This window comes from Longicatena sp. 210702-DFI.1.196 (assembly GCF_020563125.1).
GTDB lineage: Bacteria > Bacillota_I > Bacilli_A > Erysipelotrichales > Erysipelotrichaceae > Longicatena > Longicatena caecimuris.
This window is the reverse complement of record NZ_JAJCPX010000001.1, coordinates 118,266-140,652: the sequence shown is the minus strand read 5'-3', so window position 1 is coordinate 140,652 and position 22,387 is coordinate 118,266. Positions and strand designations below refer to the sequence as shown.

Genomic DNA, 22,387 nt, shown 5'->3' with positions numbered 1-22,387 from the left:
AAATAACTATTTCTTCTTCGGTGCCAGAACACATGACATCGTATTACCTTCCAGAATTGGTTTCTTTTCAATAACTGCGATATCAGAAATTTCTTCAGTGAAGCTATTCATAATCTTTTTACCAACCTCGAGTCTCGTAATCAAGCGTCCGCGGAATCGCATATCCACTTTAACTTTCATTCCATCCTCGATCCATTTGCGTGCATGACGCATTTTGGTTTCAAAATCGTGGCGGTCAATGACCGGAGACAGTCGAATTGGCTTCACCTCGGTTACATGCTGTTTCTTCTTCGCTTCTTTTGCTTTCTTCTGCTGTTCGAAGTGATATTTACCATAATCCAGCACTTTACAAACCGGTGGCTGTGCTTTTGGAGCTACACACAATAAATCCAGTTCCTGGTTGTATGCAATCTCTAAAGCTTCACGACGCATCTTAACTCCAAGTTTATCGCCATTAGCATCAATCACCATGACTTCCTTGAACTTAATCTTTTCATTTACTAAATCGTCGTTTACATTGTTAGGAATAACTCTCTTGTTTATAATAGACACCTCCATTTTGTTGCCATAAGAAAAGCGGGTACTCACTATGCACCCGCTAATATCATCATGTATTTCTTAATATGATGTAGCATTTACCTACGTCTTCAGACATCAGGTGAGAAGGGGTGCTTCTAACTTTCCACTAACTTTTCTGCTTGTTAAGCATACCATGAATTCACTGCCATGTCAAACCTTTTTTAGAAACTGTACTTCATCTTTGCATTCGCTGTTTTCTTTTATGCAGATGATTCTTGCGTATGTACACGCTTTTCTTCATTCAGCTTTACGCTTATACCATATACGAACCATCTTTTAAATGGATGGCGGTTATCTTAATTGATAACCATCGCGGACAAAATAGCCAATTCCAGGTACGAATAGATCCGCTGGAGAATCCCCTTGTTCAATAGCTTTCTGGATCGCTTTGGCATTCGCACTAAAAGCTAATACATTCTGGATACATGAATTCTCAATATCATCCTCTTCAAAATGTTGTTTAACTACCTCTTCAATATACGCATAAGACTGTAGCTGACTCTGATATAATTCACGCGTTTTTTCATTTTTCTTCACTAAAAAGAGTTTTTCACCAAATTCTACATAAGGATATGCATATTTACAATATAATTCCGGAAGAAAGCAGAAAATCTCATATGCTAAAGAATCATCCTCACACCATTTTATGAGCTGAGAACGTATCTTTACATGTTCTTGTTTACCTTTGCATGTTTCAAAAGCCTGCAATGCTTTGCGTGTATATTCCTGTATTTCATTCTTCGTGAAATCACTTTTTTCATAACTGCGTTCCTGTTGAACAAACAGAAAACACTGTTTTTCCGTATGAATAGCACTGATGGTATCCCAGTTTATGGCATATGCCAAAAGCTTTTGACTAAGCTCTTTAGCCTCTTTGCCATTGATCCATACTTCAGCTGTGGCATTTTCTTTGTCCTTTGAAGCAAACACTTTTACCCAATACACCTTTTTATTGCCTAAGCGCAAACAGATTGCCTCTTTCAGCATTGCCCAATAATCTACATCCGGTCCTTCTTTTTTTCCGATACCGCCAAGTTTACTGGCAAATACATCGAAAAAATGACGTTCTTGTGTAAATCCCTCACAAGTATATTGTTTCTCATCATTGCGGATGGCTTTTCTATATAACGATAAAACTTGATCATAATACTGTTTACAGGCGTTTAAGATGGCATCATGTACACTACTTCCACTTGCTGCTATGGCTTCAAATATCGTGTCTTCTAACCAGTCATGATGTAACTGAAATAAAATCTGCACCACATTATCATGGATGGATAAAATATCAGCATATACATAAATATCTTCATCTGATAAAACAAAGGCATCTTCATAACTAATTCCATCTTCACATATCGCGATTAATGACTCTATCATTTCCTCATGTAAGTCCTGTGTGTCTGCTACGATAAAATCCTCATTCTTTTCCGGTTTTGCTTTATTTTTTCTGAAAAACATGGATATCCTTCCTTCCATAACTGTTACCATTATACAATAAATTCCTAAACCTTTCCATAAATGCTACCGGATACCACATAATCACATATTTATCATTTCTATCCATCTTCACTATTCTTTTTCATTTATGAATTTTTTTCTACACAGCTGTTTAAGCAAGCCATGATAGCATTATGGTAATGAACTGTAATAAGATATCTACGTGATAAAAATGCGCTAACTTTTATTACTTTTTTAAAGAAAACACTTGAAATTTGTTTTATATTTGGTATAATAACTGAGCAAGTTAAGTGATGACTCCTTAGCTCAGCTGGCAGAGCAACTGACTCTTAATCAGTGGGTCCAGGGTTCGATTCCCTGAGGGGTCACCATTACATAAATAAGCCGATAATAATCGGCTTTTTTTATATATCATAATCAATTTGGTGTAAATTTGGTGTAAATTACATCAAATATTGCCTGCTGTTTTATTTAATTAAAGCATATGATAATCTATACCAAGCAAGTCACATAAATCAATCAATATGTCAGTATGCATTAATTTAATACCCATGATCTCATAATATATGTAGACAGGTATAGGCAAATCAAGATATTCAGATACTCGCTTTAATGTTATGTATTTGCGTTTTCTTATCGTTCTCACATCCATGTATCTTCCTCCCTTAAACATATCTCATTATTCCAAGGGAGCAGCAGGCAATATATACGGCATTCACCGCACATCTATAATAGCTTATTTATCATTACATTTCATTGGTAATTTTTTCCAATTATTCAATTATTTTACACTTTTTTATTATTCTTTCGATAATTGATAAAATAACAATATATTGGTAACTTTTAGCCAATTTACTGATTTTATACACTACTAGCTATATAATATGTGTGTACAACATATCTCATTATTCTGGATGCTCATGCATCCTTTTTAGTATATATAATATCCTCCAACACATACACCTTTTTTTACCAAGTATAAATATCTAAAATCAATTAACTCTGCTGTATCATACTCGTTCCATTTAATGGTTATTTTTTCGCTTTTATTGCTTTTGTGTATTTCTTTTTTATTGGCATACTTTGTATGCAATTTATTCTTCAATCTCTCGCAACGAAAATTTTCCCCTTGTTCGGTGCTTAATTTTTCGATCATCTTATTGATATCATGAGCCTTGGCAACATTTTCAGCGCCACTTAATAAATAAGCACAGTCATGATATCTTAATATAGTCCACGCTCTTAGCTTGTCTATCATCATTTATTATCACCTCAAAACGATGATACATTACAATGGGCGATTAATATAATGGTAAATATTGTAAACGTCCTTACCTGCATTACTTTTACATATGCTTAATGTATAGAAAAGATTTAGGTAATTAGACAAAAACAATGAAAAAAAGCATATAAAAACGATATTTTGAGTTGCCCAATGCTAGTCTCAAAATATCGTTGGCATCTTTTTTGGTGGAGGTGGCGAGAGTTCGTATTTTATATTGTTTATATCAATTTGTCATCATCTATCTTTAGCGGTAATCGTTTCTTTTATGTATATTTGTGGTATGGATTAATATCGCTATCCAAAGATGGTAAAGAATGAAAATTACACATGACAAAAAACCCATCTCAAATTAAAGAAGTAAGGAGTTTGCGTTTTTTTTAGAAAGCATTGAAAAAAAAAGAAGTTAAAGGTTAGAAAAAACGGTATAAAGAAAGATAATACATGAATAAATCTGAACGCGAAATCTTAGAAAAAATAATTTATTCAAAAATCACTTGTTTTTTTTGAATATTGTCATATAATAGTAGTACAAAGGGGATTGTCCTTTTGAGAATTAAAAATCATTTAGTTGCTCAATCTTGCTTTGCAAAATCTAACAAAAAGAAAGTGGTATTTATTTACCACTTTCTTTTTTAATATCGTCTATATTAAGCCAATCTGTTTCAGGCTTCATTAAAAGCCTTGCATTTGTATAAGCCATATTCAATGTAAATACAGTATTTGCCCTATATTGATTGTTTGATAATAATTCTGCTGCTAACGCACATTTATACCCATTTATATTCAAAGGTAATAAATATGTAAGCTTTTTTTGATAAAATTGTGGAACTACTAATCTATAATTTCGTGCAATTTTCTTTTTCATAATATCAACAGATCCTTTAAACAAAGTTAAAAACATCAACTTATTCTTTGTTAACTCTTTGGGAAATCTATCAACATTATCTTCTATAATGTGATTAGAATTTACAATAATCGGATATTCAGGATTAAAATACATACATTCAGGTTTTTCAAAATAATTAGCTAATTTAGGTACCGTATTAAAATGTTCATTAAATCTTCTATCTGCTTCACTATAGAAACCAATAAAATACCAATAGGCACCTTTATCATGATTTTCGCTTTTTGTAAACATCCCTATAAGACTATCGCCTAATTCGGTTAACAGCCCTGTATTAAAACACGCAAAATTCTCTTTTTCATCAATAAGTACTTTATTTTCATCAACAAGTCGATCAAACGTATGAACAATATATTTATATAGCACTTCTAATTGCCCATTAGAATTAAAAGTCCAGTTTTCATCTTCAGCCATTTCTGCTAATTCTGCAAGTTTATCATCAAAAAATTCCTTCGTTCCTGTATATGCAAAACGCAAAAGAGTGCTTCTCTCTCCTTCAGTTAAATAATCTACATTCTTTTTCATAATTACCTCCAGATCATCGTTAAAAACATTCTACCACCAAATATAAGAATTTCCAATAACAAAAAAAATTCCTACCTCTCAATCAAGAGAAGTAGGGTAATTTTATTTTAGATCTTTTACATTGCGCACATGCAGTAATGTACCTTTGGGTTTTTTACAATGACTTTTCCCACATGCTTGTCCGTTTTTATATGACATAAAGCAATTGCGCGCGCCATTTGTACCAATGGTAAGTGTCTGATTATATCTACCATGTCCACTGCACTTAGTAAGTTTGTCCTTAGCATAAACGTTCATGTAGCATTTTACACCTTTTTCCGTCATATACTCAACGACTGCGATATTACCAAGGGATTTTTTTGTATCTTTATCCCAGCATTTAGGTCGTAGGCATCCGCCGATACCTGTCAGAGTTAGAGTAGCATAGGAGGCCTCCATTGTATTCGTTTGGTTTTGACCGATAACCTTTATCTTATTGTTATCCGCATACGCTATAAACATAGCGATATGTGACCCACCACCATAAGGAGATTTAATCCAAATGACCCAATCACCTTTTTGTAACTTATTTTTAGATACTTCATTAAAATTTTTCAATACACCGTTATTTTTTCGGTTATTCCAAATATCAGCTACATAGCCAGTAGTTGTGCAATTTGTGATAGGGTACTTAGCAAGTTGCTCAAAGTAAGCAAAATAGTCCCAGCATTGCGCGCCGTAATAGCCGTCCACGTCTTTTCGTTTTCCTATTGTTTTATTTATAAACTCTTGCGCTGTCATCATAGTATTTTCGTCCTCCTATTTTTCGATGATACTTTTGAGCAGATTATCACGTATCTTTTTCATGTTTTCGACACCATTGCCGTCAATTTGATGATTCAGTAGGGCCGCCAAGGCACGATTTTGCTCGCACTGCATATCCTCAATAGTGGCTAGTCTTTCATAATCAGCTGTCTGATGTCGTTCTAGTATTTCGATACGTTTGTTTAGTCTTAGAGCCGGTGTGATAAAGCGGTACACCATGATGGCTGCACCGCCTATAACGGATATGCCTCCGCATACGGCCAGTAGCGTTTGTAGCTTATCCATTATTAATTACTCCTTGTTTTTATTTTCAATGAATCGTGTAAAAGCTTGATGCATGCCAGTAGATGCCAACCCCATGAGAGCCCCATAGACGACGGACTCAATGGACACACCCGATACTGCTGCATTTAACACAGCACCTACTACTGCTAAGATGGTAGGTATGTACTTATTCGGTACCTTGTCAAAGCTTGTTTTTAAGATATAACCTATAACTAGGCATGCCACCATTACTACCAATACAAAATACTGTGTAAGATCTTCAAATTTCATATACATTCTCCTCATCCGCTTAGCGGGTAAATTAAAAAGAGTGTTGACGTACACCCTTAGAAACGAGATTTTTCCCATCTAATACATTTAATCTTTATTGTTACGCGCTTTGCGAATTTCAGCAGCTTGTTTTTCAGTGATTGCTCCTAAGGTAACATAACGATCCAATTGCGCATCCGTTACCCAATTACGCAAATAGTTAGCTTTAATGCGATCAAACATTATACACACCTCCTTCCAACACCATTTGCTCAATGTCTGTCATACGTTGTCCAAGTTCCATACGTTCCAACTCTGCGTCAGTCGCCATTTGCCCTAACAATTCAAGCTCTAATGGCTGTGGTTCACTGTACAAGTTTGGATAAACAGCCGAAAGTTCCTCCTCTGTCATCTTCATGACCTTGCCATCTTTTGCTTTATATAGGATCTGATTGATGTAGCGATCGTCATTTTCTTCCATCTCAACTTCTATGTAATTAGGATCAAGCACTTCTTTACCGTTTATGGTTAAGATTGGCTTCTCGTCAACTATACCGTTCAGAAATTCGCCATCAATCAGATCACTTTTATGCTTTAAAATGTAATATTTCATTTTATCCTCCTATAAGTATACTATGAGATAATGCAGTGTCACGTTGGCATTAACAGTAGCTCCTAAAAACACCCTCACAACGGTGTCGGTTGTTTGTACTTTTTCTATGGTATCGTTAGCACCACTAACAAACAAAGGCACAAAAAAGGTATTTGCTGCCCTGCTTAATCCGATGTAGTTTTTATTAGCAGGATTTGTAGTAATTTTTGTGTATTTAACTTTGCTGAAACTATCAATTTGACTAGCCTTAGCAAAGTAAGTGTTAGGATTGTTGCCGTTAATCGTCTTGACTGTCAATGCATCAATGGATCCTTTATCTGTATTGATGTTGCCGATATCGACATGTCCATCACGATACATCCTAATGGGCGTGGATACGTAATTTGTGCCATCATACATAGCGAAACGTATACTACCATCTGCTTCGCTAAATACAATCATTTGGATCTTGTCATTGCGATACAAGTTTTGTAAAGCTACTTGACCGTCACCGGTACCTTTAAATAAAGCAGATCTAGTAGTTAAAACGTCAACATTGGCATTTTTGATATCGCCATTATTTGTTTCTAGTTTGTTTGGCTTTAGTGTCCCTCCGATTTCTACCGTTCCATCTCTGTGTAGTATCAATGGAGATGATACATATTGCGTACCGTTAAACATCGCAAATCTTATACCACCATCTGGCTCCGTCATTACGACCATCACCTGTGACCCATTGCGTAATACCTTAAGCATATATAGCTGTCCGTCTCCGCTCTTATCAAGTGCAATCTGTGACATCTCATTATTGCCATCCGGTAATTCAGCCCACGGCGTCAATGTGTTATTTAATGCTTGTGCGACATAGGTATGTCCGTTTGTGCTATATCCAAGCACAAAGATACCAAATTTAATAAAGTAGCAATTGTTTCCTGTACTATTTGGTAAGTCACCATTAATATTTATTTCTTTAGCCTTATGGTAGACAGTATAGTTCTTGGCTGTCTGCAAATATGTAGACAAGTTTGTTCCGGCAGTAAGTTCCTGTCCCTGATTGCTTTCATATTTGACACAAGATTCTAACAATTCTTTTTTAACCGTTCCTGATGTTAATTCAACCCATCCCGTTAATGCATCGTTGAAAAAACCGGCGAACCAAAACGAGTTATCGCTGGCTCTATTGCATAGCACATACGACCCCATCCGTACATAAAAGCAAGTAGCATCATCACTATTGGGTATGCCGTTTGTTACCTTAATATTGTTGGGCTTGCGATAAAAAGTGTAATGTTCGGTGGTACGCGCCCATTGTTCAATATTTGTTAATGCCGCAAAGTCTTTGCTACCAGAAAACTTTTTTGTCACCATATCTTCGCTATATTTTTTTAGTCCATCTGTAAGTACCTTGATTGCATAGGCATCCGCAATATATTTGCCTTGCTCTGTAACTGTAGCGGATGATGTAATTTGTTCCGGAGAAACATATGTCTTAAAAACACCCAAACTTCCATCTGCATATCCTGCAAACCATGTACTCTTATCACTATTACGGATTGCTAATACAACGGCTCGCACTTTAATGTAAAAACATATTGAGGCATCGCTATCTGGTATCCCATTAGTTATACTAGTGTTAGCTTGCTTACGATAGCAAACAAAATCCTTGGCTGTATTCATGAAAACTGACAAGTCTGTGCCTGTTGATAAATCTTCCGAATATCCATTTGTCCTTACGCAATCGGCTATATTAGATATGATATTGTCATACCTTTCAACCTTACTTATCAAAGAGCCATCAAAATAGACACGCCATAAGGCGACTTGTCGATGCGTACCTCCTTTTGTAAGGTCCTGCTGTACAATCGTAGGATCTTTTCCTACTGATCCTTGCGGACCTTTCACTGCTTTTAATGTAATGGTTTCATCATTCCCATCACGTAAAAAATCTAATACGATAAGATCATTACGCTTATATCCGGACACACCTGCATCCATAGTGACGATTTCGCTATCACCCGGATCTATGATTGCGATATGTCCTTGTACACTCGCAACACCATCATTAATACGTAATTGATTACTGCCTACCGCCTCGGCAGCCATGCAAGAGCCAATATGGTGTATTCCCTCAGCACCTAACAATGATGCGTAAATACGGCTATCATCGTTTGCATAGATATCGACCGGGTCATTTACCCTATCAACGGTTATTTGCCTTAAGCTCATCTAATCACCTACCTTTAATTCAGTCGTCAAAAATGAGACACCATTTTTGATATCTCCTTTAATGATCTTTCTCGTTACCTGCTTTTTCATATTAATTCCCGTTACCCTTTCTGCAGCTCCGACGATATCACCAATTTCTAAATTCAATTCAATTTGAGATATCTCAAGGTTTTTGATCGCACCTATTTCACGAAGTTTTTTGTTAGCTGCTTTTCTTAGCTCTTCCAATGACTCGACTGATGAATAATCATAGATATATGTTCTGAGTTTTAGTCCACAAGGTATATTATCATTCGCATTATCTGTAATAGAGCCATCTTCTTTCACCCAAAGTTCACACAATTGACGTTCTTTTAATTCTCCTTTGCCTAGCGCAATGATATGATTGTATCCATAACTATCTTCTGCATTGATTGGTATTCCATAATCATTGTCAAGACAGATCTTATCCGAAACATCTATCGCAGGAACCACTTCGCAAATAGCTCTCTCACCATCGAATGTAATTTTTATCCTCCCTCCCGCATCTGATAACACATCATCCAAAGTGGTTAGAATATCCTTATATCTAATTCGCCCTGTGATATGGATATTTGATGCGCTTTTTGCTGCTTTAATAAAGTCATCATAACTATTATTTATCATCATCTCCAACACTTCGTTGGCATCACCATCAAAGACAAAATAATCTTCGTTTTTAGGCGGTTTAACAATATGATCCTTTAGCATTCCTCGCCACGTTTTGCATTTAAGCGTTAAGGTCTGATTAGATGTATCTACCTTCACCCCATAGACGATACCACCTATTTCGGACCCTGATTCATCATAAATCAGTGCACCTTTTTTAATGTTGTTTTCATATAGTCCGAGCTTTATTTCAAATTCATTGTCTGCTCCGCTCGCAACTGTCCCTAGATCAACATCAATACTACAATTACGTATGTAACCGAGTTCTTTTATTGACATGATAGGATCATAAGGCTCTGTGTATATTAGGTCCATCTTGGCAGGCTCCTTTCTTCGTATAAGGTGATATCAAAACTAAAAAGTCCGGACCAGCTTACAAGTTGCTTTCCGGCTTCTATCTTGGTGAAGATTCTCGCCTCTTTGTTGCGATTATCGAATGCATTAATTTTCATACCGCTGCCTGTAATTTTAGTAATAGTCTTTTTTATATCGCTACTGTAATCAATTACTAGCTTATCATTTTTTTCAAGATCGATAAAAACCTGATATAAATTTTCGCCTATCATAAGCGATGGATTTATCACAGGACCATAAATAGTTAGTTTAAAATGTGCTGGAACATCAAGCTGATTATATAGGCTTTTCGATCCAACAGTTGCGCGATAATGATACGGATAACGATAAGGATATCTTTTGATATTACCATTTATCGACGGGACGTTCGTCGAATAAAAAGTGTAATTCGATTCTTTTTTCCAAGCTGGATCCTGGCATGTCAATGTCAACACACATACAGCATATCCAAGCATATAATTGCATCCTGTCTGCTCGATACCGTTGATAACGCATTCTAAATAATAATCGTCGATATACATCCTTCCGTTTGAATTCGATATGATATCATCTGATGAGATATCACTTAGATCATTCATTGCCTCTTTCCAGCCAAAAGAATCTATCTCAACGTTAAGTTTTTTACTAATAGGATCTTTATTACCAAAGGTCCGCAACGTCTTGTCGTACTGATGCTCAACAGTAAAAATATCATCAAAATTAGTAATCTGATAAGGACCGGATATAAAATCTATGACTTTGCCCTTGTGATTAATGTATTGTACTTTCATCAGATCACCTCTTTTACGATTCTTCCAAACGTTCTGTTATCATATTTCACGCTGATTCCCGATACAGCCTCAACAAATATATCTCTTAGTTTATCGTAATCGATAACAGATTGCTGATGATCCATTGAAGGTTCATTAGATGCTTGCTTTATTTCGTATTGAACACTGGATGAAATACTTGAAGACATTCTCAATTGTTCAGCGTTTACTGAAGCTTTCATTTTTTGTACCATTTCAGAAATATCAAAAGATGAAAACGACTTTAACATCTTGTTTGAAAGCTCTTCAACGGATTTCTCCGCAACTTTTGCATTTTGTTTAACTCCAAGAGCTACACCACTTGGTATGAACCTTGCCTCTTTAGCAAATTTTTTTGATGGGGATTTGATATGTAAAGCTATTTTAAAAGCGTCCAACATAGAAGTACCTAATGAAGACATTTTGGAAAAAAGCGAACTTGATGTATCATCTATTCCATTTATCACACCATTAATGACATTCGCACCAACTTTAGAATATTGATCATCCTTAGATTTTAGTTTTAACAACATCTCTTCTGCTGTTTTTTCAGCTTTTTTGCGAATATCAGGGTCTTTTGATCTTAACCCCTTCACTACATTATTGTATTTTTCTTGACTTACTCCAAAATATTCTTCTGTATCATCACTAAACATTTCCATAGCTTTCAATGACATGTTTTTTATAGCTGAGCTGTATTCAGGACTTCTTGTATCGACCACTTCAGTTAGTTCCTTTATTTCTTTTTCTTTTTCTTCAACTCGCTCTTTTGCTGCCTTTATCTGTGCTTCTGTTACTTTTTTATCTCCATTTTTTTGCTTTTTTAATAAAGATTCGTAATGATACTTTGCACCGGCTTCTTCTTTCTCGAGTAATTTCTTTTTTTCTTGATATGTTTCACCAGCAGATTCTTTGATTTCTGTCTGTATCTTAGCCCAATCTTTTGCATTTTTACTGCTTGCTAAAGTCATATTGTTCTCATAATTTACAATAGTGTTTGTGTGCTCGTTATAGCTTTTTTCATATCCGTTAAGTAGCTTTTGTTTTTTATTTATATCATCTTCCATGATCCAGTAAGTGGTTGCTCTTGCGTCCTTAGCTTCGGATGCGCCTTTTTGCCAATTAGTACCGTATTCTTTGACCAATTCGTTTTCAATTTTTTGCTTTTCGGCTTGCTTATCCAATATACTGTTATTTAGTTCTGCGATTTGATTTGCTTCTTGCATCTGTTTATTGATAGCTTCCTGGTATAGTGGTTCTTGTGCATCCAATATTGCTTTAACACGTTTTTTCTGTATTAATTCATCTATATTTCCATTAAGTTCATTGTATTTACCTATGATGCCATCTGTCATGGTATATTCAGTTCCTAACGCTTCATTAAGCTCGCCTAAAATAAAATTAGCTCTTGCTTCATAACCTTTTTTAACTTTTCCGTTTTCATCAACAAGGTAACTTAATTCGTTGCGCAATTTCTGTGTGTTTTCTATCTGACTTAGATCATTCTTCAGATTTTCTTCTTGCGTCTCTTTCAAATCTTTCCATTTGTCATTGGTTTCATCAAGTGTAGCTTGCAGCTGTTTCGTTTCTTCATCTGCATCGCCCATCGTTAATGTAAGTGCGACAATTCCTGCTGTTAATGCCCCGACCGCGGCCACTATCATCAACGTAGGATCAGCAGCCTTAACAGCATTCCACGCAGCATGGGCTGCTGTAGAAAGATTGATTTTTCCAGTCAATACACCGACTGCGACTTCTCCCATAGTCAATGTATGGTTCAGTGCAGCTTGTGATAATGTAGTTCCGGCGTTAGCACCTTGAAATAGTTTTAAAGACAATACAGCTTCATCAAACGATTGTTTTAACGGCATTACCGTCGCCTTGGCAATATTATATGCTTTTAAAGCAGCCATTCCGCCGCCAACCGTCGCTAAAACTGTAGCAAGCTCTGTTCCACTATCAACAACGAATGCAAATCCATTAATAAGTGGCGGTAAAGCATCTGCGGCCAATTCAATCGTTTTAGTTATCAATACTCCAAAACCTTCTGCTATCTTATCAACACTTTCTCCTAGCTTGCCGTTTTCCATATCTCTTGATAGCTCGTTTATGCTTTCTTGTGCGGAATCCATCGCCCCTTTTAAGGGCTCTTCAAACTTGCTATATGCCTGTATGCCGACATTTTCTAAGCTGTTGATAACCATTTTAGATTTTTCTTTAAATGTGTCCGTTACCTTATCATAAGCCTCGCCTACAACATCGGTTTGTGTTTCCATTGCTTCGAGATTATTAACAAATGTCTGAGCATTATCCCCTGCCATAGAAAGGGCTGCCTTACCTGCTTCTAACGATCCAAACATATCGATTAAAGATTTTTTATTATCAGCTGCATAGCCTTCCATGTCCACGATAATATCAACGAGCGTGACACCTTCATTCATCAGCTCTTTGAAGGATTTTTTGCCATATCCCATCTCTTCGTACATTTTCATCATGGCCTTGTTGGCTTGGGTTCCGTTCTTTCCTAATTCTGCAATCAATTGATTAAGTTGTGTGGTTGCCTGTGCGGTCGGAGTACCTTGTGCGGTCATACCAGCTAACGCTGCACCCACTTGTTCAAAAGATACACCCATAGCTGATGCCGTAGGGGTTACCTGACTCAATACAGACCCTAACTCATTAACGGTAGTAATACCTTTATTCTGTGTCTGCATCAATACTTTATGTATTCTATCGGTTTCCGAAACATCCATCTTATAGGCATTTAATACCTTGGCCGTTGCAGTTGTAGCGGTGTTGATATCAGTAAATCCAGCTTTTGCTAACTTGGAATTTTTTTCGAGAAATCCTAAAGATTCTGACATATCATCACTGGCTGGAATACCGGCAGATAAGGCATCATACATCGTATTACCAAGTTCAGACGCAGCCAATCCGGTCTTATTTGACAGCTCCAGCATCTTTCCTTGATATTGCGCCATATCAACTTGTGCATCGCCAAATAATGTGCTAGCTTTTGCATTTGCTTGCTCAAATTCTGATCCTAATGAAATAACAGCTGTACTCATAGCCGCTACTAAAGCAACAACGGCCGCAGAACCTGCTGCGACCGTATTTTTCATGGCTGTTATCCCCTTATTAAGTCCTGACTGATCTATTTTTGTATCAATTACGATACTGCCATCACTGTTCACGATTCCACCTCTCTTTCGGGTAGTTTCATACCATTGGCCAATATATTCGCGAACGCATTAGCCTTGTGCGTAACGTTTATCACTTCTGGCAATGCATAGATACGCTTCATTTCCGCATAATATTTACGCTGTTCAATTGACATATCACTGGATATTCTAATCGTCCTAAAGAGCATTGCCTTTTTCATTTGGGATTCTTCTGGCAATTCAACGAACATTTTTTTAAATTTCCACCAATGCAAATATTTAATATTGCTGAGATCAATTCCATAATAATAAAGAAAAGCAGTGTAGATGAGATATTGATCGTATTCATAAGAATACAAACGTTTCATCGACTGCTTTCCTTTTTTAGTTTCATTAGAAGTTTCTCCGCATCTGAAGAACCAAAGCATCTGATCTATAGCTTCTGATACTGCATCTGGAACATAACCATAATAAAGTTCTAGTGCCTTATTAACCTTTTCTATATCAGATTTATCAGATTCCATTAGTAATTCAAATCTTATACCAACACGAAAATCTGATGATATCTTTACTTCATGACCTGCCAATAAGACACTTTTAGGTGTACGATCAAGCAGTATGTTCATTTTTAGCGATTTCCTCAAAAATAAATTGAACTACTTTACAATGATCTTCGATGTCCATAGGGCGGTCAAAGAAGATGTTATCATATGCATGTTTTCCTAAGGTATCATCTAAAAATCGTTTTGTTATTCTTGAGACATCAATATTTACGCCAATCGTGTCTTTAACATTCTTTAACTCCATTTTTTTGATAACGGGTGTCATAGATAAAGTGTATCTTTCGATTGCTTTCATGGTCTTGACATCATATCTGATATAGTATTTCTTACCTCGGATGCTGATCTGTCTTTTTTTTATTTTTTTATCTTCAAATGTAAAGTCCTTCATATTGTTTCCTCCTTATTTAGAGCTTGTTGGCATTGGATTCGATGAATCTGATGCTTCCGTGAATTTTAAATTCTTTGTATCGAAAGCACCTTTAACAGGATCACCTTTATAAAGCAACGAACCTGTTAAAGTCATCGAGTCGCCACCGGCTCCAGAGCCGCTATTATCGACCTTGATTGCTACTTTTTGTTTATAAGCAACACAAGTTCCTTCAGCACTTCCTTTTAACCACATATAGCAATTGACGATTTCTGTTTCACAGTCAGCCCCTACTTTACGTTCACGTCCAATATTTGATATAAAGGTAGTTACTGCATCTTCTTTGTCTAGATCAGCCGTGAAATCAAAAGTTGGTGAATATGCTGTAATGCTATTAGTTCCTGATTTTTGATGGATGTAGTGGCTATCTTTGGTTTTTGGATTCAGATTCTCGGTAAGATCTGAAAAACCTTCACCAATTAATGCCCATTTAGGTGTTTCTGTATCTCCAATGTTTAAATATGATAGTAATTCACAACGTGCTGCAATTGACATTTTATTACCTCACTTTCTTTTTATATGTCAGTTTATACATAGCCATAAAAGTAGCTATATTGTTTTGTTTCCCTGTATCATCTGCAGGGGTTGATACCATTTCTATCTTCACCGGCACATAGCCGGGCAAGGTGAGATTCGGAAAATGATTTTCTGTTTCCATATCGAAGATATCTGCCATGATGTTCAATGGCTTCGTGATCGCCAATATACTGTTGAGATCATTGACCTTTGCTCTGTGATAGATGGCAAATGGCAATTCTGCTTCATAGCCTCCAATAATATTCGTCTTTGTCTTGTAAGCAGTGGATACCTGCTTTACTGCCATTGCCGGAGTTTTGTCCGCGAGGTACTCAATTGATATCGGTACACCAATATTAAGTTCCTGCAGATATTCATACATACTTTCTATGACCTGCGAATTCTCCTGCGAGGTTACGTTATTTCTATCGTCCATTCCTATACACCTTCTTTGCTATTTTCAACCAGTTATCTTTGTACAGAGCCTTTGAACGCTCAAACCAGTGGGAACAGGCCATCGGATGGACCTTTCCAAAATCCAGTTTTTTATCTGTTTTGATTTTCGTTTCTCCACGCCTTGCCCAGGGACGATGTGTTATCTTCCCGATCATCATATACCCATAGTACAAAAACCTTGAGTATGGTGTGTTGTAGATGATAAAATCATCATCGCTCTGGAGACTATGCATGATGGAATTTTTAAGATATCCTTCTTGCATCGGTACGAATTTCTCTGTATCCTTGATGATTTCGCTTTTTAGAAGACGTTTGGCTCTTTTTGTTTGGCGGTTCAGTCTTGCTTTTACTTTAGCTTCATTGAATTCAAACCTACGCATTTGCGATGATCTCCAGAAAATCAGGCTCATTGTTTACTGGGTTGACCTCCACGATACTATTTACGGTATACTCATGGCCTTTATATACGATAAGGTCCACATCCGGACGCAAAGTGAAATGACTTTCTGTATTCTCCAGTTTTTCAAATTCCCGAGGCTCTTTATAAATACGTTTTTTTGCACCTTCAAAAGCCACTAAGTCATTCATATCGACTATGACCAGTAAGTCCCCAGTAGGCTGGATACCCTTCTGTAATTGCTTCATTCCGTATGACGCATCTACGCAAACATGATTCACAGTTGTGGTCTGATACTTTGCCACGCCATCCAGCTCTGCCACCTTATTTCTGATAAGTATCCTGTGCGGCCGGATAAATCTAGGTGAACGGATCATAGGGACATCGACAACAGGCCTGCCTGCCGCAGAGCATTACGCAATTCTGTGACCATCACCGGCGATAACGGAACATTGTTGAACATAGGCACCTGTTTCCCTTTCATCTGATAATTGAATCCTTTCGTTGATACTGTTGTTATATTAAAATCAGAATTACCGTTCAGAGCAGCTTTCCCGCCGTTCTCAGCAATGAAATCAGTCTGTATGCATATGATATCGTTCAAATCCATATCATACTGATTGAGTGACTGTACTTTCCAGTACGGGATATTGCTGATGATGTATGATTCAATTAGCCTACAAACTCCTGGTTCCAGTTCCATGAATTCTGCTACATCTAATGACCCTTGGTACGTATTGCTGTAGTAATCATATGTAACCATAAATAAAAGGGAGTTTGTACTCCCTGTCACCTCCTTTGTTAGTTGCTACTCTTTTTGATCTTTTTGATCTTTTTGATCTTTTTGATCTTTTTGCTCTTTTTGCTCTTTTTGCTGTTCTTTCTGACTTTCTACAAGCTCGTAGCCCTTACGAATTAATCTACCTACCAGTTCCTGGTCCTTTATATTCTCGGATACACCGTCGGCAAATTTCAATCCGTGCGATATTCCTGTGAATTTACTATTGGGGACTCTAACTTTCGCCATCTTACATCACCTTGACCTTTCTAAATGCGCCAGCTTTCTTAGTGTTTTTCAAAACAATACCAGCAAGCATTTCAATTTCACCTGTTTTTACAGCCCCAGGTGCTTTCATATCCGGCAGATAGGTCTTGATGATATTATCGCCTTTCGGAGAAATACCATGAACCCCCTCTAAGCTGATCTGAATCGCATAGATAGATGTTTCCTTAGTGGTTTCATCAATTGCTACACAAGGCACCGTATTAGTCCCGTTGTAGTATTCTCCGATATCAACCATAGGGATACCGTCATAATTATCAACCTGACGACCAAACGCATCTTCGGATTGTGTATAGTATTTTAACTCTCGTGCAACAGCACCCATGATCGTTTTCATACGTCGATTCATTAACAACATATCCGGTTTACCATCCAATGTGGATAACCAGTTGTCGAATGCAAATGCAAAATCTTTAGCGTTTTCAGCAATCTTTGCTGTAGTTGATAAATCAATACTTGTTGCCGGAATTGCCTCGGTAGATGAACCTGTAACAAGCTTATCTAAGCCGTCAAAATCTGTTTCATGCGTTGTGGCATCTGCATTTATAAAATCATAATGAAATTTATTTGCAGCAGCCTTTGTTTTCTGCTGTAGCTGAAATGCAATCTCGGATTTTGCAGCGGTGTCCTCTAGTACACGGTCTACCTGAAAACTACCACCGAAGATTTTAATATCTGCGGATTTTTTTGTTTTCAGCGCCTCTCCTGGTTTGTATTCCTCATTAAGTTTACGACCCTGTGCCGTAGATGGGGTAAGTAACTGCATATAAGAGTACGTCATAGTGCTACCGCCTGTCCCCGGTGATACTGAGTTGTCAAAAATCAATCTGTCTAATAAAAATGATTCCCTGCGGAACTCATCTACGACCATCTGGTCTACTTTGTCGGCCATACCGACTTTTGCTTGTGCTAATGTTAATGGCATTATTCATCACTCCTATTCTTTGCCATAGTGATCTTCTAGGGCTGATTCCCAAGTCGATTCTTTTGTTTCTGGTTTATTGTTATGATTTCCTCCAAGGTTCACGTTCTGTGGATCATCTTCCTCAAAGAGAAAACCGTTGTCTTTTTTGATGTTATCCAGTTGCTCTTTCAAACCGGTAACTGTACCATCATCATTCAGTTTAACGATGTCAGTATCCAGAAAGGCCATCAATGCTTTTTCACTCTTTGGCTTCGCCTCCGCAATCGCTAGTTTGATAGCAGCTTCCTTTTTAGCGGATGTAAGATCATGCTGGTATTTCTTCTCCCAGTCTTTTACGTCCTGCTGCAGTTTTGCTACATCCACACCATCGAATTTTTTGACAGTGTCGGATAACTCTGTAATCTTTGTATCCTTGGTTTTGATTTCTATATCTTTATCCTGAATCTTTTTATTCCAATCAGTGACGTCTATCTGATGCAGATTCATGATACTGTCGATCTGTTCCTTAGTGATTCCTTCAATTTTCTGTAAATCTTCTCGTTTCATAAATATCCTTTCCGTCTACGCTTTATTAACGTGAGTTGCTCTCACTGACTCGCTCGCCTTTTTACGCCTTGCGCTGGGGCTATTGTAAATATGATCTAAAATAAGGCAGTTTACATCCTGGTGGATCATTCATATAAGAGGTCCTTTCTACCGTCTTACGGCCACAAAAAATGCAGGTATCATATTCCCGTATGACCCTGCATCCTTTATCATAATAGATTCGCTGTTTCTTGATATATGCATGTTTACACATTATCTCACCCTCTTTCAGGTATTAGAAAAAGCACCCATCACGAGTGCTTAATCACTGTATACTATTTTATCGATAATACGTTCTGCTTGACGTCCAATATCTGTGATATCATCATTCTCATCCATTGTGAAAACAGTGAAATCGTGTAATGCCTCTATCAAATCATTCGGATCAGCAGATTTTAACAGAGATTCAGCATCTGTGATATTTTTCTTAATGAAATCAATTTCTTTATCATTTAAAACCATAAGAATCTCCTCTCTACTTTTTCGGTGTTGTCTGAATCAATATTTTTGTCACCGGATTCACGGATACGATGCATTCATCAGTGATATAGTTTATACTCTTCTTTCCTGTTTTCTTGTCTGTCTTAGTCTTCATCGTTCCTTGCTTAAGCGCATTCTTGACACTCTGAATGCTAACACCTTTTCTCATACCTTTTACAGGCTCATTGCTACTTTCATATTGACCTATGATGCGATCGATGAAATGCATTTTATATCCTGATACTATTATACCACCTTTTGCCTTTAATCCGATAAGTTCTTTCTCGATATTTTCAGCTGTTGTTCTATATGTATCGAAGGTTACGAAAGAAGAAATATCGCCTTTATTCACCGCTTTTTCATATCCTTTCAGAAGCATATTGTTTTTCCTTACCGTCGTTTCTTTAATCGTGATAGTGCGCTTCTCAATCTTTTCATTAGCGTAATTACGCTTCATATCAGGATGTGCTTTCAGGAAGTCTGCCTGACGTTTCTGCCATTCCCTGACTTTCCTTGCTTCTCTGGTATTGTCCACACCACCAGCCTTATTTACAGCCTGCCTGCGCTTCCATTCACGAATCTTACGCTCATTATAACGCTGTTCCTGATCAAGCTCATATCGGGCATCATTCTCAGTATTGCTGTAATGCTCAAATGGCATATTAGATAATCCTTCAAAGTATGGAAAGAAGCTATGTCGGCAGTTCCATCCTCCAAGACCTGCTCCGGTACCATATCCGGTAGCCTGTTCAAAATTCTGATAGTTCTTGTATTTCTTTTTCCACCAGAAGACTTTTCCTTGCCACTCCGCATGGCTTGGCCGTGCTCCCATATGTGATGTAGTGATTACAAGATTTCCTCCCATATCGTCGAAGTTTTTTTCCTGACACTTACAAGCGGTCTGATTGACACCTGAACGTATTACATTACGTATCACGCTGTCAGGCCGTCTATGTGTGCCACTTTGATAATCGATCCACTGCAATCCGGTCTTAGCAACCCTATCAACAGCAAAACCAACAGCTTCCTGTTGACTGAAAGCTCCACTCTGTATTCCAAGATATGTCTGATCGAGTGATGAGATTAGCAGCTTTCTCGCCGTCTTTGCTGTGGTCTTACATATATTGCGAATTTCTCCATTTGTAGCATTGACACCCTTAAGGATAAGCTTACTTAGACTTGCTTTGTCATATCTGAATGTATTGATAAGCTTTCTATCGTATGCCTCTTTGAAAATCAGGTTATCTGACTCTACCGCCTCATATGCAGCGTTGGATATGATTTCTGAAACTCGCTGTTCACTGATTTTCAATATCTCAGTGATTTGCTTCTTAATTTCAGAATCATGCATTCCTAGTGCTTTTGCACGATTTAGCTGATACCGTGCGGTACTTGTCATTTCATATTTATTTTCGTATATTCGTCTAGCAATGTCTTCCAGTATACTTGTTTCAAGCTCAGTGAATAAGTATTCTATCTCATCAGAACAATGTGCAAGATAATACGGATCCAGCATCAGTCATCCTCATAGGTAATACCTTTTTCTTTATTCGCCGATTTCAGTATCTCTTTTGCCTGTTCTTCAGTTTCACCCAGCCATTTTACACGCCATTCCCATTCCAACATGATACCAGCACTCACCAACTGCATGTCCATAAGCTTTTCTGCCTCTTCATCATTGAACATCGTATTGTCAAATTTCACAGTGATCTTAGCATCCGGATTCACTGGCTTCCCGCATAGATCCCTTCCAATAGTAAGAATCGAACGCGTCATTTCTGTCAAGATATCCTGTATCACCACACGCTGCTTCCAAACACTTTCTGTCAGATCTTTACTGCTTGCCTTGACCTCGGTTGCTGTTGCCATCGTTTGTATACTGAATTGATATTTATTCTGACCAAAACCTACCTTTGAAGAGAGCAGATTCAGTGCAAATTGGATACCGTTCTTATTCTCTTCCACACGCAGTGATGGATTGTATTCCTGGAAGAATCTATCTGTTGTTGGCATCTGTTGTCCGACATTGACAAACATGCTCTGTTCAATTGCTTCTCCAGCCATTGGCTTCTTGATAATAACAGGCTTTCCATTGCTATCAAGCTTCGGTTTACCGTCATTTCCCATTACAGTTATATCCTCTGTACTGATGACATCCTGACTCATGAATACCTTCTTGCGACCTAAAATAAAATCTGTATACATGTTGTCATAGGCGATATCACATACCTGAAGCTGGTCTATCGCATTTGCAAATATCGATATCCCCATGGGTATCGTTTCAAGGATATTGTTTTCGATGTTTGGCGTCAATATGAAGAAAGGCTTCGCTGGAAGGATGTACCATAGCGCTTCTCCTTTCGGATTAGTGTTGACCGGCGAATATGAATCGCCGCTTTTCAGATAATAATGATTTTCAACCTTGTAATGGCCATCTTCCAACTGCAGCATGATCTGCAGATACATATAAGACTTTCCTGATATTTGTTTACTGCTGGCGAATGCGCATTCAGTAATATCATCACCATCCCATGATAATGGAATGATACAGCAGGCTTCTTTGATACACTTGATTTTTACACTTTCCGCTGTCAGCTTTCCCTTCAACACTTTTGCTTTGTGGGGTACTAGGATGAACGCAGCTGTTCCTAGAGCATACTCTTTTTCTACGGTCTTGTTGCCGTTCTTCCAGAACTTAGACAATCCAAAAACGCCCCCAACTTGTTCAATTTCATCACCAGTGACAAATTTCTGAGATTCGTTTATTTTGTTATCTTTGCTGTCATCTTTTCCATCTGTGCCAACATCTACCGTTTCGTCAATGATCACCGTGGTCTTATCATTTAAAAGGAGATTTGCCCAGTCCTCGCATACCTTTTTCGCCATCTTCAAGGATTTACGTTTCATTGTCATTAACTCTTTTTCAATGTTGGTCACCTTATACTGATGGAATTTTGGCACATATCCCTGCCACCACTGTTTCCAGTATTCGATGTTTCCATAATACTGTTGTAATTCTTCCGGAATTTCATGTCCTAGATCCTTTAGAACCTCATAAACGTTCTTCATAGCATCCCT

General features: G+C 37.4%; 26 protein-coding genes and 1 tRNA gene. 1 reads left to right on the top strand and 26 read right to left on the bottom strand.

All coding sequences use genetic code 11. The annotated features are described in order from the left end of the window. Positions 1–6: 6 nt before the first annotated feature. Together infC and LI241_RS00735 are read right to left on the bottom strand one after the other, a co-directional pair. Positions 7–558: a translation initiation factor IF-3 gene (gene infC, locus LI241_RS00740; RefSeq protein ID WP_020991162.1), complete on the bottom strand. Its 552-nt coding sequence runs from the start codon at positions 556–558 to the stop codon at positions 7–9. 312 nt (positions 559–870) lie between these two features. After that, the gene (locus tag LI241_RS00735; protein WP_008689058.1) at positions 871–2,037 is read right to left on the bottom strand and encodes a DUF6348 family protein; all 1,167 of its coding nucleotides are present in this window, start codon (positions 2,035–2,037) and stop codon (positions 871–873) included. A 295-nt stretch (positions 2,038–2,332) separates the two neighbouring features. Here LI241_RS00735 and LI241_RS00730 point away from each other — a divergent pair. After that, positions 2,333–2,408 (top strand) — tRNA-Lys (locus tag LI241_RS00730). Positions 2,409–2,968: 560 nt separating this feature from the next. On the opposite strand, the gene LI241_RS00725 is transcribed toward LI241_RS00730, so the two are convergent. From LI241_RS00725 to LI241_RS00610, 24 genes are all read right to left on the bottom strand, one after another. Next, positions 2,969–3,298, bottom strand: a complete 330-nt coding sequence (locus LI241_RS00725; RefSeq protein ID WP_196030026.1) for a hypothetical protein — start codon at positions 3,296–3,298, stop codon at positions 2,969–2,971. A gap of 637 nt (positions 3,299–3,935) precedes the next feature. Further along, complete coding sequence (locus tag LI241_RS00720; protein WP_196030025.1) at positions 3,936–4,751, bottom strand: DUF3825 domain-containing protein; 816 nt, start codon at positions 4,749–4,751, stop codon at positions 3,936–3,938. Positions 4,752–4,853: 102 nt separating this feature from the next. Further along, positions 4,854–5,534, bottom strand: coding sequence for a CHAP domain-containing protein (locus LI241_RS00715; protein WP_227150843.1), 681 nt, complete (start codon positions 5,532–5,534; stop codon positions 4,854–4,856). A 15-nt stretch (positions 5,535–5,549) separates the two neighbouring features. Further along, positions 5,550–5,840 (bottom strand): hypothetical protein, encoded by a 291-nt coding sequence (locus tag LI241_RS00710; protein ID WP_008978910.1) that lies wholly within the window; start codon positions 5,838–5,840, stop codon positions 5,550–5,552. Positions 5,841–5,846: 6 nt separating this feature from the next. Continuing rightward, positions 5,847–6,110 (bottom strand): phage holin family protein, encoded by a 264-nt coding sequence (locus LI241_RS00705; protein ID WP_196028282.1) that lies wholly within the window; start codon positions 6,108–6,110, stop codon positions 5,847–5,849. A gap of 87 nt (positions 6,111–6,197) precedes the next feature. Beyond that, positions 6,198–6,332 (bottom strand): XkdX family protein, encoded by a 135-nt coding sequence (locus LI241_RS00700; RefSeq protein ID WP_196028284.1) that lies wholly within the window; start codon positions 6,330–6,332, stop codon positions 6,198–6,200. Next, positions 6,325–6,702 (bottom strand): long-chain fatty acid--CoA ligase, encoded by a 378-nt coding sequence (locus LI241_RS00695; protein WP_196028286.1) that lies wholly within the window; start codon positions 6,700–6,702, stop codon positions 6,325–6,327. The genes LI241_RS00700 and LI241_RS00695 overlap by 8 nt, the downstream gene beginning before the upstream one ends. Before the next feature lie 9 nt (positions 6,703–6,711). Further along, positions 6,712–8,907, bottom strand: coding sequence for a hypothetical protein (locus tag LI241_RS00690; protein WP_196028287.1), 2,196 nt, complete (start codon positions 8,905–8,907; stop codon positions 6,712–6,714). After that, positions 8,908–9,909 carry a siphovirus ReqiPepy6 Gp37-like family protein gene (locus LI241_RS00685; RefSeq protein ID WP_227150845.1) on the bottom strand — a complete coding sequence of 334 codons (1,002 nt, stop codon included), beginning with the start codon at positions 9,907–9,909 and terminating at the stop codon, positions 8,908–8,910. It lies immediately after the preceding gene. Continuing rightward, positions 9,900–10,718 carry a hypothetical protein gene (locus LI241_RS00680; RefSeq protein WP_227150847.1) on the bottom strand — a complete coding sequence of 273 codons (819 nt, stop codon included), beginning with the start codon at positions 10,716–10,718 and terminating at the stop codon, positions 9,900–9,902. Before LI241_RS00680 ends, LI241_RS00685 begins: the two co-directional genes overlap by 10 nt. Then, a complete protein-coding gene (locus LI241_RS00675; protein WP_227150849.1) occupies positions 10,718–13,930 on the bottom strand; it encodes a phage tail tape measure protein in 3,213 nt (1,070 codons plus the stop codon). The genes LI241_RS00680 and LI241_RS00675 overlap by 1 nt, the downstream gene beginning before the upstream one ends. Further along, on the bottom strand, positions 13,927–14,523 hold the full coding sequence (locus tag LI241_RS00670) for a bacteriophage Gp15 family protein (RefSeq protein WP_227150851.1): 597 nt from the start codon (positions 14,521–14,523) through the stop codon (positions 13,927–13,929). The genes LI241_RS00675 and LI241_RS00670 overlap by 4 nt, the downstream gene beginning before the upstream one ends. Then, entirely contained in the window at positions 14,507–14,848 is a 342-nt protein-coding gene (locus tag LI241_RS00665; RefSeq protein WP_227150852.1) for a hypothetical protein, read from the bottom strand. The genes LI241_RS00670 and LI241_RS00665 overlap by 17 nt, the downstream gene beginning before the upstream one ends. 12 nt (positions 14,849–14,860) lie before the next feature. Continuing rightward, positions 14,861–15,382, bottom strand: a complete 522-nt coding sequence (locus LI241_RS00660) for a phage tail tube protein (RefSeq protein ID WP_227150854.1) — start codon at positions 15,380–15,382, stop codon at positions 14,861–14,863. Between the two features lie 4 nt (positions 15,383–15,386). Next, on the bottom strand, positions 15,387–15,839 hold the full coding sequence (locus LI241_RS00655) for a hypothetical protein (RefSeq protein WP_227150856.1): 453 nt from the start codon (positions 15,837–15,839) through the stop codon (positions 15,387–15,389). Further along, on the bottom strand, positions 15,829–16,239 hold the full coding sequence (locus tag LI241_RS00650) for a minor capsid protein (RefSeq protein WP_227150858.1): 411 nt from the start codon (positions 16,237–16,239) through the stop codon (positions 15,829–15,831). Before LI241_RS00650 ends, LI241_RS00655 begins: the two co-directional genes overlap by 11 nt. Continuing rightward, a complete protein-coding gene (locus tag LI241_RS00645; protein ID WP_227150860.1) occupies positions 16,232–16,579 on the bottom strand; it encodes a hypothetical protein in 348 nt (115 codons plus the stop codon). The genes LI241_RS00650 and LI241_RS00645 overlap by 8 nt, the downstream gene beginning before the upstream one ends. 50 nt (positions 16,580–16,629) lie before the next feature. Further along, a complete protein-coding gene (locus LI241_RS00640; RefSeq protein WP_227150861.1) occupies positions 16,630–16,866 on the bottom strand; it encodes a hypothetical protein in 237 nt (78 codons plus the stop codon). Between the two features lie 198 nt (positions 16,867–17,064). Next, positions 17,065–17,283 (bottom strand): hypothetical protein, encoded by a 219-nt coding sequence (locus LI241_RS00635; protein WP_227150863.1) that lies wholly within the window; start codon positions 17,281–17,283, stop codon positions 17,065–17,067. 1 nt (position 17,284) lies between these two features. Continuing rightward, a complete protein-coding gene (locus tag LI241_RS00630; protein WP_227150864.1) occupies positions 17,285–18,244 on the bottom strand; it encodes a major capsid protein in 960 nt (319 codons plus the stop codon). Positions 18,245–18,256: 12 nt separating this feature from the next. Further along, the gene (locus LI241_RS00625) at positions 18,257–18,790 is read right to left on the bottom strand and encodes a phage scaffolding protein (RefSeq protein ID WP_227150866.1); all 534 of its coding nucleotides are present in this window, start codon (positions 18,788–18,790) and stop codon (positions 18,257–18,259) included. A gap of 300 nt (positions 18,791–19,090) precedes the next feature. Next, on the bottom strand, positions 19,091–19,291 hold the full coding sequence (locus LI241_RS00620) for a hypothetical protein (protein ID WP_167871391.1): 201 nt from the start codon (positions 19,289–19,291) through the stop codon (positions 19,091–19,093). A 13-nt stretch (positions 19,292–19,304) separates the two neighbouring features. After that, entirely contained in the window at positions 19,305–20,825 is a 1,521-nt protein-coding gene (locus LI241_RS00615; protein ID WP_227150868.1) for a phage minor capsid protein, read from the bottom strand. Continuing rightward, the gene (locus LI241_RS00610) at positions 20,825–22,378 is read right to left on the bottom strand and encodes a phage portal protein (protein ID WP_227150869.1); all 1,554 of its coding nucleotides are present in this window, start codon (positions 22,376–22,378) and stop codon (positions 20,825–20,827) included. Before LI241_RS00610 ends, LI241_RS00615 begins: the two co-directional genes overlap by 1 nt. Positions 22,379–22,387 lie beyond the last annotated feature (9 nt).